This is a genomic window from Mastigocoleus testarum BC008 (assembly GCF_001456025.1).
Lineage (GTDB): Bacteria > Cyanobacteriota > Cyanobacteriia > Cyanobacteriales > Nostocaceae > Mastigocoleus > Mastigocoleus testarum.
In genome coordinates, this window is the sequence record NZ_LMTZ01000096.1 from 87,381 (window position 1) to 102,910 (window position 15,530).

Annotated in this window: 10 protein-coding genes; 4 read left to right on the plus strand and 6 right to left on the minus strand. The window is 38.6% G+C overall.

The window, feature by feature from the left end; all coding sequences use genetic code 11:
* Nucleotides 1–198: 198 nt before the first annotated feature.
* On the minus strand, nucleotides 199–1,098 hold the full coding sequence (locus tag BC008_RS20545) for a pentapeptide repeat-containing protein (protein ID WP_027840262.1): 900 nt from the start codon (nucleotides 1,096–1,098) through the stop codon (nucleotides 199–201).
* Nucleotides 1,099–2,154: 1,056 nt separating this feature from the next.
* Entirely contained in the window at nucleotides 2,155–4,686 is a 2,532-nt protein-coding gene (locus BC008_RS20550; protein WP_027840263.1) for a mannose-1-phosphate guanyltransferase, read from the minus strand.
* A 643-nt stretch (nucleotides 4,687–5,329) separates the two neighbouring features.
* On the opposite strand from BC008_RS20550, the gene BC008_RS20555 reads away from it, so the two are divergent.
* On the plus strand, nucleotides 5,330–5,518 hold the full coding sequence (locus BC008_RS20555) for a hypothetical protein (protein ID WP_036263784.1): 189 nt from the start codon (nucleotides 5,330–5,332) through the stop codon (nucleotides 5,516–5,518).
* 305 nt (nucleotides 5,519–5,823) lie between these two features.
* On the opposite strand, the gene BC008_RS20560 is transcribed toward BC008_RS20555, so the two are convergent.
* From BC008_RS20560 to BC008_RS20575, 4 genes are all read right to left on the minus strand, one after another.
* Entirely contained in the window at nucleotides 5,824–6,093 is a 270-nt protein-coding gene (locus tag BC008_RS20560) for a YciI family protein (protein WP_027840264.1), read from the minus strand.
* Nucleotides 6,094–6,308: 215 nt separating this feature from the next.
* Complete coding sequence (pheT, locus tag BC008_RS20565) at nucleotides 6,309–8,747, minus strand: phenylalanine--tRNA ligase subunit beta (RefSeq protein WP_027840265.1); 2,439 nt, start codon at nucleotides 8,745–8,747, stop codon at nucleotides 6,309–6,311.
* A 104-nt stretch (nucleotides 8,748–8,851) separates the two neighbouring features.
* Complete coding sequence (locus BC008_RS20570; protein WP_058183800.1) at nucleotides 8,852–9,256, minus strand: response regulator transcription factor; 405 nt, start codon at nucleotides 9,254–9,256, stop codon at nucleotides 8,852–8,854.
* A 176-nt stretch (nucleotides 9,257–9,432) separates the two neighbouring features.
* Nucleotides 9,433–10,812, minus strand: a complete 1,380-nt coding sequence (locus tag BC008_RS20575) for a response regulator (RefSeq protein ID WP_027840266.1) — start codon at nucleotides 10,810–10,812, stop codon at nucleotides 9,433–9,435.
* A gap of 592 nt (nucleotides 10,813–11,404) precedes the next feature.
* Here BC008_RS20575 and BC008_RS20580 point away from each other — a divergent pair.
* From BC008_RS20580 to BC008_RS20590, 3 genes are all read left to right on the plus strand, one after another.
* Complete coding sequence (locus BC008_RS20580; protein ID WP_027840267.1) at nucleotides 11,405–12,079, plus strand: vWA domain-containing protein; 675 nt, start codon at nucleotides 11,405–11,407, stop codon at nucleotides 12,077–12,079.
* 50 nt (nucleotides 12,080–12,129) lie between these two features.
* Nucleotides 12,130–12,909: a PP2C family serine/threonine-protein phosphatase gene (locus BC008_RS20585; protein WP_027840268.1), complete on the plus strand. Its 780-nt coding sequence runs from the start codon at nucleotides 12,130–12,132 to the stop codon at nucleotides 12,907–12,909.
* 76 nt (nucleotides 12,910–12,985) lie between these two features.
* Nucleotides 12,986–15,169, plus strand: a complete 2,184-nt coding sequence (locus BC008_RS20590) for a tetratricopeptide repeat protein (protein WP_027840269.1) — start codon at nucleotides 12,986–12,988, stop codon at nucleotides 15,167–15,169.
* The last annotated feature ends 361 nt before the right edge of the window (nucleotides 15,170–15,530 follow it).

Below are 15,530 nucleotides of genomic sequence, written 5' to 3' on the forward strand. Positions count from 1 at the left end.
TCACAACTTAAATCCGCGCCATAGCATCAATCGAGTCAAAAAAAGCTTAGTAATTGATCAATATTGCTTTGCTATTTGTGAGATTTAAATAACATAAAAACTGGAGTTCCCTTGGAGGGCTAACTAACAGAAATACAGGATTTTGGGAGGTTAATTTATTGGCAATCCACGTTCGACAGTAGATACAATCGATTCAGTTTATGGATTGTATTTTTTAGTTAGTCGCTTTTCTGGTAAATTTAACTTTTTGCGAAGTTGAGGACTATACACAGCTTTTTCCCAATTTTTTGCTTGTTTAATTTGTTCTGGAGTTAGATTGGTTGCTTCTCCTAATTTTTTATCCCACAATGTAGTGTCGCTAAGGTCTGCATTCAAAAGTTTGGCTCCACTAAGATCGGCACTTCTAAGATCCACACCACTAAGATTTGCGTTTCTGAAATCTACACCACTGAGATCGGTCGCTATGAGCTTAGCTCCGCTCAAATCGGTATGCATTAGCTTAGCTCCACTCAAATCGACACCGCTAAGGTCAACACCACTAAGATCAACACCACTAAGATCGGTTCTTCGAAGTTCAATATGTCTGAGTTCTATACGCTTGATATCTTTACGTTTTATCTTCCTACCACCCATTTCGAGAGTCGTAAGTTCTGGATTCTCTAACTTTACATCGCTGATAGTAGCAACACCAAATAAAACAGCTATGAGAGCAGGAATTCCAACTAAAGTATTCAATCCCAAGCTAGAATATTTTCTTGCTTTGACCTTAAACTCCTGTTCCAAATCTAGCCCCCCAAAGCTTAAAATATCCTGGTGAATCTTACTTGCCGGTTCTCCTGTAAGATTTTCCATTGCGACAAGATATTCTTGGTAAGACGAATCAAAACCTTCCTCCCATAGCTGCCAAGAAATATCAATATTTGTTTTTGGTCTTGACAAATCTCTATTAATAATCAGGGTTCTTTTTTCCCGAGCTTTTTCAACTTTTCTTCTTAAGGAGTCGCTCATTCCCATTTGAGCTATCCTTGGTTTGCACGCATCTGAATGTTTCTTAATACCCTTAATTAATGCTTTGTAGTATTCGTTTGATTTTTTCATAAAACCTCGTAGGAGTTAGGGAAACCATCCATTCTAGGAATGGGAAAAAAGCGGTCAAACTGAGTAACAACGTAAGTTGCATTCGTTGCAAACACCTGGGTACTGTTAATGAGTATCCTAAGGTGATGATGCTGACCAAGAGGAATGAGAAATATTTCTTAGCTGTCAGTTAATTTTTCTGATACTTTGTCCCTGTAAGAAAGTTTCTCACTGACGCAAGTAATACAAGCTGGGAGTGCAACCCAAACCCATCAGATTTGACAAAGGCATAAGCTGATTTAACTGACGATACCAAGCAAAACATTTAAAACTCCTAGCCAAGGCATTCTGAAAACACACGAATTGCAATCAAACTGTAACTCTTACCCCAATAGAGTTTTAGAACAGTATTCTAGGAACATATTCCCTTAGCTAAAATAAGGTTTTGGCCTCATTTTTAGTTATAATAAGTCGCTATCTAGAACGACTCCAAAATAACCCTTCTTAAGCTGGACATGCTACTAGAAAGTCTGTAGATTGAACGAGCTTTTAAGTCAAACGAATGAAGAGTATCTTAGCCGAATTATATACCAATACATTTTAATTAATAGCGTACCTGGTATCATGATGTATCAGTTTTCTTTAATTGCTCTCTGAATAAAAAAATAAAATCTTGACAATGTAAGACTTTTAGGCAAAATTATAATTCTTATAACAATACCAAAAAATAAATCAACTAACCCATTATTAGTTTCATGGAAAAAGGTTTTTGATATTCGTTTTATTTGACTGACAAAATATAGTTAATTACTGGTTATTTGCAATCTGCTATGTATGACATTAAAAATTTATACAAAGTGGATTAAATTTTTCATTTTTTATTTATAGCAACTACGTAATTAGTTTAGAGTAAAGAAAAATACTCAAAGCTATGATGATTGATTTTAAACAATTAATAATTATTTTTACCTAGACTTATCCTTCATAGGGACGCAGAATCCTACGTCCCTAAAATTATTGGCAATAGTAATTATTGCAACAAAGTACTACACTTAGTTTTCAGACTTGGTTTAGTTTCTAAACTTCGGTGGTTACTTGCTCTTCTTCTTTCTCAACAAACTCCTGTACGCGGGCGCGATATTCTCTCAGAGCTTTATCTGCCCATTCACGATCACTGCTATTTACATACAAATGTACTATTGGCTCGCTAGCATCCGGTAGGACTAATACCCAATTATCTTCATAGGGTTGACAAATCTTCACCCCATCAATCAATTCAAGATTTTGGGCTGGATGAGTTTCTACCAAATAACGCATTAATGCACCCTTGGCAGTCCACGGGCAACGGATAGTGTAGTTTTTGTGCATCAAGCGAGGTAATTCTGCTCGTACTGACACTAAAGACCTTTCTTGGATTGTCAGCATTTCAACCAACTTAGCAATGCAATACATCGCATCAAATCCCGGATGTAAATCGGGGAAAATGAAACCTGTGTCGCCACTACCACCTAAAACTACATTGGGATTTTTCTGCGTTGCTTCCATCAAAGCAGTGGGGTTTGCCTTAGTGCGAATAACTTTACCATCATGACGACGGGCAATTTGTTCCACAGCAGAGGAGGCATGAACTGGGACAACCACACTTCCTCGAGGATTAGCTGTGAACACCATGTCAACCATTAATGCTGTCAGCATTTCACCACGAATCGGCATACCCGACTCATCCACTAGAATTAGCTGTTCCCCATTAGCAGATACCTGAACGCCAAAATTTGCTTTTAGTGCCTCTACTACATGACCCAATTGAGTTAGTAGTGCTTCCCGCTCATCACCTGAAATAGCGGTTGTATTTAAACTGGCATTGAGTACGACTGCATCTGCACCAAATTTATTTAACATTTGTGGCAGAACAGCACCAGAAACTGCATATACATAATCAATAACCACCTTCGACCGACTATTCCGAAGGGTATCAACATGCAACAAATTTTCAAAGGCGTTACAGTAGCGATCTATAACTTGGCTCGGATAAGACACATTGCCTATCTCGTGGATTTGCGATCGCCGCATATCCTCTTTGAAGTAAGCTCCTTCAATTTTCTTTTCTTTGGATTTGGGAATATTAATTCCCTTTGCATCCATAAACTCAATCAGAATATAATCGGGGCGATCGGGATGAACGCGAACGTGAATACCACCAGCAACATCCATCATTGGTATGACAGTTCTAGCGATCGGTATAGCCGCAGCATCCAAGTTTTGAATATCTACACCCACCGACATCAAGCCAGCAATTAACGACCGCGTTACCATTCGCGAAATATTACGCTGGTCGCGAGAAACTGTTACCTGAGAACCAGGTTTTAAAGTGGAACCAAAAGCGGCTCCCAATTTAACTGCAAATTCGGGAGTAATATCAATGTTGGCTAAACCTTGAACACCTCGTTGTCCAAACAGATTTCTTTGGGCTGTATTACCCCAAATTAAATTGATATTTAGGATTGCCCCAGATTCAATTTTCTTACTGGGCCACACCCTTACAGAAGGACTAATCTGGGCTTCTTCTCCTACTGTTGATAGGGAACCGACAACCGCACCTTCAAGAACGTGAGCGCGTCTGTCTACACGGGTGCCACGGGAAATTACACAAGCCGACAACTGAGCTTCTTCACCAATAATTGCCCCATTCCAAACAACTGGGCGTTTGAGATTGGCATCGGCACCAATGGTTACATTGTCGCCAATTACCGTTCCCGCTTCGATGTGAACTCTGGGACCAATTCGACAATTATCGCCAATGATTGCTGGCGCTTCTATTTCAGCACTAGGATCGATAAAAGTATTCTGACCGATCCACAAGTCAAAAGATTCATCTTTTTTATAGGCAAAATCAGCTTCTACTTTACCTGCTAAGATATCGTATTGTGCCTCACGGTATGCTTCCAAATGACCGACATCACACCAATACCCTTGAGCAACGTAGCCATACATTGGTTCCCCTTTCTCCAGTAGCAAGGGAAATAATTCTTTAGAAAAATCACATTCTTGGTTAACAGGTAAATATTCTAGAACCTCTGGTTCGAGGATATACGTTCCTGTGTTGACCGTATCAGAAAAAATTTCACTAGTAGAAGGTTTCTCTAAAAAGCGATTAATCCGACCTTCTTCATCAGTAATAACTACTCCAAACTCGATCGGATTAGGAACACGGGTCAAAATCAACGTAGCTTTTGACTTTTTCGACCTGTGAAAATCAATTGCAGCTTGGAGGTCAAAATCTGTGATACTGTCGCCACTAATAACCAAAAAAGTATCGTCGAGAAGTTCGGCAATATTTTTGACGCACCCTGCCGTACCCAAAGGTTGGTCTTCCTCTACCGCATAGGTCATTTGTACGCCGAAGTCACTGCCATCTTGAAAATAATCTCTCATCGAATCAGGCAGATAATGCAATGTTGCAACAATTTCTGTGATATTGTGCCTTTTGAGAAGATTAATGATATGTTCGGCGATTGGTCGGTTGAGAATAGGCACCATAGGTTTGGGCAGATCGCAAGTTAATGGACGCAGTCGTGTTCCAGAACCGCCTGCCATCAGTACTGCACGCATAAATCCTCCATGTAACAGTTTGCACCATTCGATGCCATTTGAACTATAGGATATTTGTATCCCTATATATTTAGTGTCCTATGAATGAGGTTACTTGAAACACTTAAACAACATTCATTACTCAAAAAAATTGCTGGACATGTCCGCTACCGTAACTTGTTTCTTGATAAAAAACCAACTCGATAAAGCGATCGCGGCTTAAAAATGTTTGAGATTTAAGTTTCTTTTTCAGAATAGTTTCGGATACGATTAATGAATCAAGAGCGTGAAAAAAATAATCAGGAATCGAGATATTGATGAATAATGTACCGAGCCTTCGCTGGGAATTTGATATTATTTTGGAATAATTTTTCTGATCGACTAGGTTAAAAGAACAGGATTCAAGGATTCAATAATTTTTGGCGAACAATTGGCTAATTGTCTCTATTCCATGCTTCCCCATACATTTCACCGTCTTAAGTAAATGTCACTCTGACCGGCGTGTCACTGGGAGTTAAAGTAAAACTATAAAATATCCTTTAATTTTGCCAATAACTATCCTAAATACTGAGAAAATATTATTTTCCTGGCTTTATTCTTAAATTGCCAATACAGTTAAGTCAATTCGGTATCAAAAGATTTAACTATTCAGGGAGTTGATTTTATGAGCCAAATTATTGCTATATTATTAATCGTTGGTTATGTTGTTGGTGCAAGAAAGTTCTGGAAAGGATTTAGAAATACAAATTTTTCTCCTGAGACAAATCGCCTTTTTTTATCGTTGCTTTGGCCTGTTTTATTTGTGGCAAATAAATCTTATCGGAAGAATTTTAAAAAAGCACTAAAGGATTAGAGAGTTTATCCACTTGGCAATCAAATATCTTCCAGTCATATCTAAATCTGAAAAATGCTCTATTTGTAGAGATTTATTAAGGATTTGCAAGCACTATGGTTTCATACCCTGCATTTGACTTGTTATTAACAGTTAAAATGCAGATTTTTGTTGTAGGCTTACTGTCATTCAATTTTGGCAAAATTTCTTGTCTGGTTAAGGCGCATCTTGGTTTTGGATATATTTCTTTAGCGGATAGACATGGTTCATCGTGCCCATTGTAATTTTCAGGCCGTATCCCGAGGATACAGCAATAATCTATAGTTTTAAAAAGCCTGAATCCATTCTTTGACAGTGTATTCAGTCCAAATACTATTTTTCCAATACGGATCGTTTTCCACTAACTGGCGCACAGTCGCTTCATCTTCAGCTTCGTAAATTCCAAAAACTTGAGTCGTATCCTTTGTGGGACCAAGGGTAATTAATACTCCTTCTGCTTTTTGTTTTGTAAGTCCATCCAAATGTGCTTGACGATAGGGAGCGCGTTTTTCCAAAACATTTTCGCAGTAGCTTCCCCACATAATGTATTTAGCCATGGCTATTTTCAGTTACCAGTTACCAGTTATCAATTATCAGCTATCATTGGTTATTATCCAAAAAACTCTACTTCTTCTGGAACTATAAGCTAGTAATGGTTCCCTAGATCAGGTGTAAATAAACTTCAGTGAGAAAAGGTGCGACAAAAGCCTATAACTGATAACTGTTAACTGTTAACTGTAGCCCGTAAGGGCGTGGCGTCAGCCATAAACTGTTAACTTCTCAGTTCCACACCAAACTTCTCAACTAAAGTATCGCGAACCTTTTGATGTACTGGTTCGACTTCTGTATCAGTTAAAGTTCGATCCTCTGCACGATAAATCAAGCGAAATGCTAAACTACGTTGTCCTGTGGGGACATTTTCCCCACGATATTCGTCAAATAATTCTACGGAATTAAGCAAACCCTTACCTGCTTTAGTAACTGCTTTTTCAATTTCAGCAACTCTAATATTCACAGGTGCATAGAAAGCTAAATCGCGATCGGAAGCGGGATAGTTGGAATAATTTTGGAATTGTGGAACCAGAATCTCATCGGAGTCAAGAGCATCTAAGAGTACTTCCAGATCCATCTGAAATACGTAGACTTCATCTGGTAAGCTACATTCTTGTCTAAATTGGGGATGCAGTTGTCCAAAAATACCTAGCTTGTTACCGCCCAACCACAGGGAAGCAGTACGACCTGGATGAAAACGACCGTCGCTACAATCAGGTTGATATTCGACCTGCAAACCCACCTTGTCAAAGACGCTTTCTAAAACTCCTTTGGCTTCGTACCAAGTCATAGGTTGTCTGCGATCGCTTCTAGTCCATCTACTGGAAGTAGTATCGCCACCCATTATCCCAGCGATCGCTTCTTCTTCCTTCAAGCCATCCTCTGTTTCACAGAACAAGCTCCCAATTTCAAAACCGTTGAGATCGCCGTTTCCTTGCTCTAGATTATACTTATAAGCATTAACTAACCCAAAAATTAAATCGGTTCGCAATGCTGAATACTCTGAAAGTAGGGGATTTGCTAATACTACTTGTCTTGATTCCCCTGGTTTGACCAAAGAATAGTGCATTAATTCCGTCAATCCTTCAGCACGGAATGCTGCACGCAAGCAGCGTTTTAATTCTTGGTCTAATGGTAAATAACCTGCTTCTGATTCTTCTGGTAGGGTATCGCAGAAGTTATCGTAACCATATAGACGAGCAATCTCTTCAATTAAATCGATTTCTCGCTCCAAATCTCGATAACGATAGGAAGGAACGGAAACCATCCATCGTCCTTCATCTTCTAAAGTTAATTTACAACCCAATGTGGTGAGAATTCTTTCTACATCTTCGCTAGTTACTTCTGTATTTTCCTCTTGGGAGTTGGTTGGTCCTAAAATTTTATTTACGCGTTCCAAACGTAATTCAATAGAACGAGACCAATTAGAAGGATCTGGGCGACTGTCAGAAACAGCTTGGTAAATAATATTTCCACCAGTTAACTCTTGCAATAACAATAAAGCTCGATTACAGGAAATTTCCAATTCAGCACGATTTACTCCCCGTTCGTAACGACCGGAAGACTCGCTGCGCAAACCAACACTGCGGGAGGAACGACGAATCGGAACGTTATCAAACAATGCAGCTTCTAATACTAGATTTTGGGTACCTTCATGGACCTCTGTTTCTTCTCCACCCATTACACCCGCGATCGCAACAGGTTTATCACCAGCAGTAATTAATAAGTTTTGGGTGGAAAGTTTGCGCGTTTGACCATCTAAAGTCTTAATTTCTTCCCCCGCATTGGCAAAACGTACGCCAATGGTAATATTTTTCTTCCCATCAGCCACAACCTGCAAGCGTTCTCGGTCGAAAGCATGTAACGGCTGTCCCCATTCCAACATTACATAATTAGTGATATCCACCACATTATTAATTGGTCGTACTCCAGCAGAACGCAAGCGTTGTTGCAACCAATCAGGAGATAATGATATTTTGACGTCTTCAATGACCGTACCAAAATATGCCGGACAAGCTTTTTTATCCTCCACATGAACATCTAAATTGCTTGTATCTTGGGAAAAAGTAACTTTCCCAGGTACTGGTAAACTGAGTTGTCCGCCAGTCAATGCAGCAACTTCCCTCGCTACACCGACCATACTTAAAGCATCAGCCCGATTTGCTGTGGTAGTTACATCCAAAACAACATCATCCAAACCCAAGAGGGGACGAACATCGCTACCTAGTTGTAAATCTTCCCCAGTAAAAATGTGAATCCCGTCCACATCTGCAGGTAAACCAAGCTCTTTTAAGGAACAAATCATCCCGTAAGACTTAACCCCGCGTAATTTAGCAGGTTTAATTTTTAAATCTATATTGGGTAAGTAACAACCCACTGTTGCCACTGGTACATATATATTTGGACATACGTTGGGAGCGCCACAAACAATATTTAAATTTTCACCAGTACCAACATCAACTTGACAGACACTCAACTTGTCTGCGTTTGGGTGGGGTTCTCGTTCTACAACTTTTCCCACTACTACACCATTAGCCCAAGTCCGACGATCTTCAATATCTTCGACTTCAAACCCCGCCATTGTCAGAGTTTCAGCTAATTCTTCTGGGTTAAGTTTCAACTCTACCAGTTCCCGCAGCCAATTGAGAGAAATACGCATAAAATTTGCTGACTAGTTCTAAAAATTTTAATGATTCCTCTAATTGTATGCAGAATTCACTACTCATTGGTCACTTGTCACTGGTCATTTATTCCTTGCCATTTTTAGGAAACAGTTGTTCGTATATGACTAACTATTGGCGTTCGAGAATCTAAAACCGATTTTAATGCCTGAATTAATTCTTGCTTGCTGAAGGGTTTAGTCAAGTAAATATCTGCGCCCTGTCTCATTCCCCAAATTTTATCTATTTGTTTGTTTTTGGAACTGCAAATAATAATTGGTAAATTTTGGGTGACTGGGTTTCGTTTTAACTGGCGACAAAATTCAAAGCCACTCATTCCCGGCATTACAACGTCAGTGAGGATTACATCGGGTTGATAACTTTCTGCTTTGAGTAATGCATCTTTAGCATCGCTAGCAGTAATCACATGATAACCACCATCTTGTAAATAAACATTCATCAACTCCAACTGCGATGGAGTGTCGTCGACAACCAAAACTGTAGCCATACAAGTACCCCCAATAAATCATTAGAATGGATAATTTTTGGACATCAATAATGTTGATAAACTTACATAATTACTTAATAAAAAATACTTATTAGTATTCACTATTAGTAATATATATTTCTCAACTCATCCTTAAAATTAAGCATTAATCATGAAATAATCAAGCCCAAAAATCATCAAGTCAAATGCATGAATACCATTTTTAATAAATCAGCTCGAGTGAAGGGCTTAGTTAGATATCCAGATGCACCTACAAGTCTTGCCTTAACTTTGTCGACAATTCCCTTACTCCCAGTAACCATAATGATGGGAGTTTTCTTAAACATGGAGTTATTGCGAATGATTCGACATAGTTCGTAACCATCAATTCCTTCCATGTGCAAATCTAATAGAATCAAGTCTGGTTTGTAGCGAATGATCAACATCACAGCCTTGACTGGATCGTTAATCGTAACCACAGAGAAGTTTTCGTCTTCCAAGAAGCGACTAATTTCTTTAAGAAATGTGGGACTGTCATCTACTGAAACTATGGTGTAGTTCTTCTTCCCAGTATTTTTTGCTGGCTTGCCTTTGCGAGAATTATGACTTGGTTTAGTTGCTGTAGTAGAATATTTTATATTTTCTTCTCTTGAAGGAGGAATTTGAACCTCTTCTTCAGTCGCAACCAAATTAGTAATAGGTAAAATTACATTATTAATCGGAGTTACTTTATTATGTAATTCCTTTATATCAACAACTTGATACTTATTTAATTGATGATGATAAATTTGTGCTTTTAATCTTTCATCAAAAGTTTTTGGTAACTTATCAAAAGGAGGATCTGGTTCGTGTAATAAAATTGAACCATTAAGAATATAGGGATACAAACTGTGAGTTAACTGTACTTCATCTTGGTTCATAATTACTGCAAGATGTCGCAAGCTAAATCCTTTCATCCAGTTGGCTAATTTTTGTTGAATTCCTGGTAAATTTCCATGATTACCATCTGCCTTCATCAATAAATAAGGACGTTGAAAAGGAGATGTAATTTGGGGTGCAAATGACCGCCAATGCTGCAATCGCTCTTGTGAATAAACAAGTAACTTATCTATACTTAACTTACTTAAAACTGGAACCCTGCCATCAAAAAGACTTAGCTCGTACTTACCTTCTTTAACTAAAATAAATGACTCTATAACCTCTTTAACAAGTTCTTGAATGATTAAAGCTGCTTGTGTCGGTTGTAGATATTTTTCATTGAGCAACCAAGAAATAGCTTCATATTCTGGATGCATTAAAGGCGGAATGTGGGTATCAGATTCAAACTTCAGCCGAACTTGTGCCCGCACTTCTTTGTCCAATGTGGGAACTTGATAACTCAGACGACGCAGATGACGCTCTAATCGGTCGAAAGGTTCCACAGAATGGGTAGCATAAATAATTTTCCCATTTTCTATATAAATCGTCCAATTAATTGATTGACTGAACGCTTGCAAAAAAACATTTTCAGAGGCATTCGTTAGGTGTCTTAGCAAGCTCGGCGGACGCAGTTTCGTAAATGTACCTAAATTTTTCATCTACTTAGAGGTTATGATTCTAACTACAAAAAAAGCCAAAAAATATACATAGCTACGAAACAGGACTTTGCGTTTCCAAACACCCAAGCACAAACACACTATCCACAAACGCACCCACAATAAAAGTTATATCCGATTATCTTTTTAACTGCTCGCTCCCACAGGCATTCTCAGTGGTTTTCAATGTTTTTTTAATGTAAATATTTAAAATTATATTTCTGTAGTATTCAATCTGACTATATGAATTACAGTTAATTAGTTCATGTAAAATCAGTCTTTTCTACACAGAATCTTTAAATACATGTAGGAACTAAGTTGTGAGGCTATTGTATTCTATATTTGTGTACAAATTACCGTGAATACACTATCAGAGAAAGTAAATTTATCTGTACTATTCACTTTTATACAAACATATTTTCGTTAAGATTTCTTTAAAGTGTGAGGTATTCCTGTAGTATTATTTTTTTTTAATGAAAAGTAAGTTAATAAGGGACAAGCACCAAAAAAGATTTAATCTTATTGGGGCTTTGAAATTATATACTTTTATCTGAAGGAAATTAAGCTTTGGAGTTTAATATAGCAGCACAAAGTTATGCTCGACACATTAAAACTTGATGAAGTAGTTGAATTTGCTGAAAATCCAGAGCCGCGTTGTCCTTGTGTCTTGTTACTAGATACGTCTGGTTCGATGCAGGGAATGCCTATCGAAGCTCTGAATCAAGGTCTGCTCAGTTTTAAAGATGAGTTGACTAAAAGTTCTTTGGCGTCCAGAAGGGTCGAAGTAGCTATCATAACTTTTGATAGTAATGTAAATGTCGTCCAAGACTTTGTGACTGCCGATCAGTTTAATCCACCCATACTTACAGCTCAAGGGCTTACAACTATGGGGTCAGGGATTAATAAATCCTTGGATATAATTCAAGAGCGGAAAGCCCAATATCGTTCTAATGGTATTGCTTATTATCGCCCTTGGGTTTTTATGATCACAGATGGCGAACCCCAAGGCGAGATGGATGATATCGTAGAGCAGGCGTCGCGTCGCTTGCAAGCGGATGAAGCTAATAAACGCGTGGCATTTTTCACTGTAGGTGTTGAAAATGCTAATATGACGCGTTTGAATCAAATCTCTGTACGCACACCTTTAAAATTAGAGGGCTTAAATTTTGTAGAGATGTTTGTTTGGCTTTCAGCTAGTATGTCGACGGTATCCCAATCAAAGGTGGACGAGCAAGTCGCACTACCACCCATTGGTTGGAACTCGGTATAACATAAAGTTCGCGACGACCGAATGCACCCACAACTGTTAGAAAACTGTTTATGGAAATTTCGGAGCAAATACTTAATTGGCGGGTAGTTGCTGCATCGGTATGTGGTACTAGTCACGTAAAGAACAAGCAGTTGTGTCAAGATGCTCATCATTGGCAATTGTTGTCAGACAATATCTTGGTGGCAGCAGCCGCAGATGGTGCAGGTTCTGCAATCCAGGGCAAAGTTGGAGCAATGATTGCTGTGGAAACTGCGGTCGAGAGTATTTCTAATAAAGAGATTACTCAAGAAACACTGGTTGATGATGCACTAGTGCGATCGGTTTTGGCAGAAGCAATGCTTTCAGCAGCAAAAGCTGTAGAGGAAGAAGCAATAGCTTGCGAGAAGCTGCCAATGGATTTGGCGACTACTTTGATTATTATGATTGCTACACCCGAACTTGTTGCGGTGGCACAAGTGGGCGATGGTGTAGCAGTAGCAAAGGATGAGGGGGGTAATTTGCTAGCACTTACTATCCCTGATAACGGTGAATATATAAATGAGACCACATTTTTGACTTCTCCAACTGCACTAGAAACTGCACAATTGAAGATATGGCGTCAACCTATAGTCAACGTTGGTATGATTACAGACGGGTTGGAAATGTTAGCCATGAACATGGCTGTTGGTGCACCTCACAAACCTTTTTTCATGCCATTATTTGAGTTTGTCGCCAATGCTCAAGATAAGTCCGTAGCTCAAGAACAACTAGTCAGGTTTCTACGTTCGGATAAAATAACCCAGCGTACTGATGATGACTTAACTTTGATCATAGGTGCATTGAGAGACTAGCTAGTTTTTGAACTATCTAGTTTTTGAACTATGAGAATAATCTATTTTTTATCTTCTGTTTCACCCAAATCATATCATGCAGGTACTACGTCGTCTTCCTGACAACAAGAATATTGCGATTAATCTCACAGTCAGTTTAGGACGTGGTGGGGAAGCTTGTGTTTATGCTGTACCCACTGATGGCAGTTCGGTGGCAAAAATTTATCATAAACAGACTGAAGAGCAGGGTCATAAGCTTGAAGTAATGATTGCCCACCCCCCAGACAACCCCACAGCGAGTTTGGGTCATATTTCTATTGCTTGGCCTACCGAAGCGTTATATTCAAGCGATGGAACCGATCGGATTGTTGGCTTTTTGATGCCACGCCTGAGAGGAATGCGTCCAATCATCGATTTTTATAACCCCAGAACGCGACGACAACATTGTCCTTTATTCAATTATCAGTATCTGCTCCGTACTGCTCGTAATATGGCGGCAGCATTCGCATCATTACATACAAGTGGTTATTGTATAGGGGATGTCAATGAGTCAAACATACTTGTTAGTGATGCTGCCCTAGTTACAGTAGTTGACACTGATTCGTTCCAAGTTTCAGACCCCAGCCATAAAACTGTCTACCGTTGTAAAGTGGGTAAACCGGAATTTACCCCACCAGAACTACAAAATAAAAACTTCGGTCAGCACGAACGTAGCGAAACTCATGATTTATTTGGGTTGGGAGTGTTAATATTTCAGTTATTGATGGAAGGGACACATCCATTCTCCGGCATATATCAAGGCACAGGAGAACCTCCAGCTTACGAAGCTCGTATTGCGGAAGGTCATTTTACGTACAGTCAGGGACGGAGAGTCCCGTATGTAGCTACTCCAATTGCACCAAATTGGGAAATTCTCCATCCGACTTTGCAACAACTGTTTGTTCGTTGTTTTGAGGATGGTCATTACGATCCTAAATTACGTCCTAGCGCTCAACATTGGCTGCTAGCACTTGCAGAAGCAGAAGAAGCTTTAGTTACTTGTTCTAGTAATCCTCAGCACATACATAGTAATCATTTACATAAATGTCCTTGGTGCGAGAGAACTTCTCGCTTGGGAGGACGCGATCCATTCCCGTCACCAGAAGCAATTGCGGCTAAGGAGCACCTAAAACCTAGAATTAAGTCAAAAAGACCTTCCTATCAGCCTCAGAGGATACCACAGAATACTACCATTCCTTGGAAAGCCACAAACTTTCCCCAAAGGGTAAGTGCTCAAAATGTTCCTTATTACCAACCGATCAAAAAGCGTCGACTATATCCGATGATGTTTTGTTTGATTGGCTTTGGTCTTTTAGGTTATCTGGATTGGATGATAAAACTTACTAATCGTCCATTCATTTCTCAGAGTGCTTATACGCAACAACTTTTACAACAAAATCAAGCTTCAGCTAATAATTATACTTTTGATGATTATTACAAACAGGGTCATGCTCTCTATAAAATTCGAAATTATCAAGAAGCTGTAGATAGATTCAGTAAAGCGATTGAGAAAAAAAGTGAGCATTCTAAAGCTTATGTAAATCGTGGGAATGCCCATTACAACCTCAAAGAATATCAAGCAGCTTTAGCAGACTATAACAAAGCAATAGAAATTAACCCCTCAGAAATTAAAGCCTATGTCAACAGGGGTAATGTTCACCACATGCTCGCTGAATATAGCACCGACCCTGACGAAGAATACAAGCTCGCGATCGCAGATTATGATCGGGCACTAGATATAAATAGTAAGGACGCTGAAGCATTTATTAGACGCGGAATAGTACGTTCCCAAATGGCTAAATATAGTGGGGACTCACAACATGATTTTAAGAAAGCAATCAACGACTTTAATTATGCTATAAATATCAGCCCAAAACGAGCAGAAGCTTACTATCAGCGTGGTTTACTCCGCTATCAAATTGCACAGTATAGCAGTAGTTTTGAGTCTGAGTATAAACAAGCTATTAATGATTTTTCTAAAGCATTAAAAATTAACTCTCGTTTGGCAAAAGTTTACTTAAAACGTGGTGTAGTTCGTTATGAACTTGCACAATATGGTTTAGCTAAGGCAGGGAAAAATCATAAGAAGGCAGTTGATGATTTACAAAAAGCTGCGAAGATTTCCTTAGAGCAGGAAGATATGGATAGCTACCAACAAGCACTCAGTAGTATTTGTGTGGTCCTGGAGAATAGGTGTGATACTTTCTTCCAAAATAGCAGCGTACTTGGTAAAAGTAGCTAGTTAAAATAATTTTTAGGAATATCACTTTCATTCATATCATTTTCATATTACTTTCATGGGTGTCATCTATTTATTAGGAGTTCTATTTAATAGGTTAAAAAATCAAATAAAAAATTAAATGTTTTAGGTATTCAATTAGGAATTTGACATATCATCTATATGATACAAATTTTTTGATTTGAATTTTATTAACAGAAGCTGTATCAGCAAAAGTTAAAAATGAATTTAGGTAATATCCTCAAGTATTCCGCTTTCCAAAATAGGACAGCGGTTTTTTAATTGATTTTCTTTTCTTTACAGATTAGATACTTTACAGATTAGATATGTGTAATAAAGTTTATTGTCAGTTTTTGTATAAATA

Bases quoted from the DNA above. Each gene is read 5' to 3' on its own strand.
- BC008_RS20590 (WP_027840269.1), top strand. From the start codon at position 12,986: ATGCAGGTACTACGTCGTCTTCCTGACAACAAGAATATTGCGATTAAT.
- pheT (WP_027840265.1), bottom strand. From the start codon at position 8,747: ATGCGTATTTCTCTCAATTGGCTGCGGGAACTGGTAGAGTTGAAACTT.
- BC008_RS20550 (WP_027840263.1), bottom strand. From the start codon at position 4,686: ATGCGTGCAGTACTGATGGCAGGCGGTTCTGGAACACGACTGCGTCCA.
- BC008_RS20545 (WP_027840262.1), bottom strand. From the start codon at position 1,098: ATGAAAAAATCAAACGAATACTACAAAGCATTAATTAAGGGTATTAAG.
- BC008_RS20560 (WP_027840264.1), bottom strand. From the start codon at position 6,093: ATGGCTAAATACATTATGTGGGGAAGCTACTGCGAAAATGTTTTGGAA.
- BC008_RS20555 (WP_036263784.1), top strand. From the start codon at position 5,330: ATGAGCCAAATTATTGCTATATTATTAATCGTTGGTTATGTTGTTGGT.
- BC008_RS20580 (WP_027840267.1), top strand. From the start codon at position 11,405: ATGCTCGACACATTAAAACTTGATGAAGTAGTTGAATTTGCTGAAAAT.
- BC008_RS20575 (WP_027840266.1), bottom strand. From the start codon at position 10,812: ATGAAAAATTTAGGTACATTTACGAAACTGCGTCCGCCGAGCTTGCTA.
- BC008_RS20570 (WP_058183800.1), bottom strand. From the start codon at position 9,256: ATGGCTACAGTTTTGGTTGTCGACGACACTCCATCGCAGTTGGAGTTG.
- BC008_RS20585 (WP_027840268.1), top strand. From the start codon at position 12,130: ATGGAAATTTCGGAGCAAATACTTAATTGGCGGGTAGTTGCTGCATCG.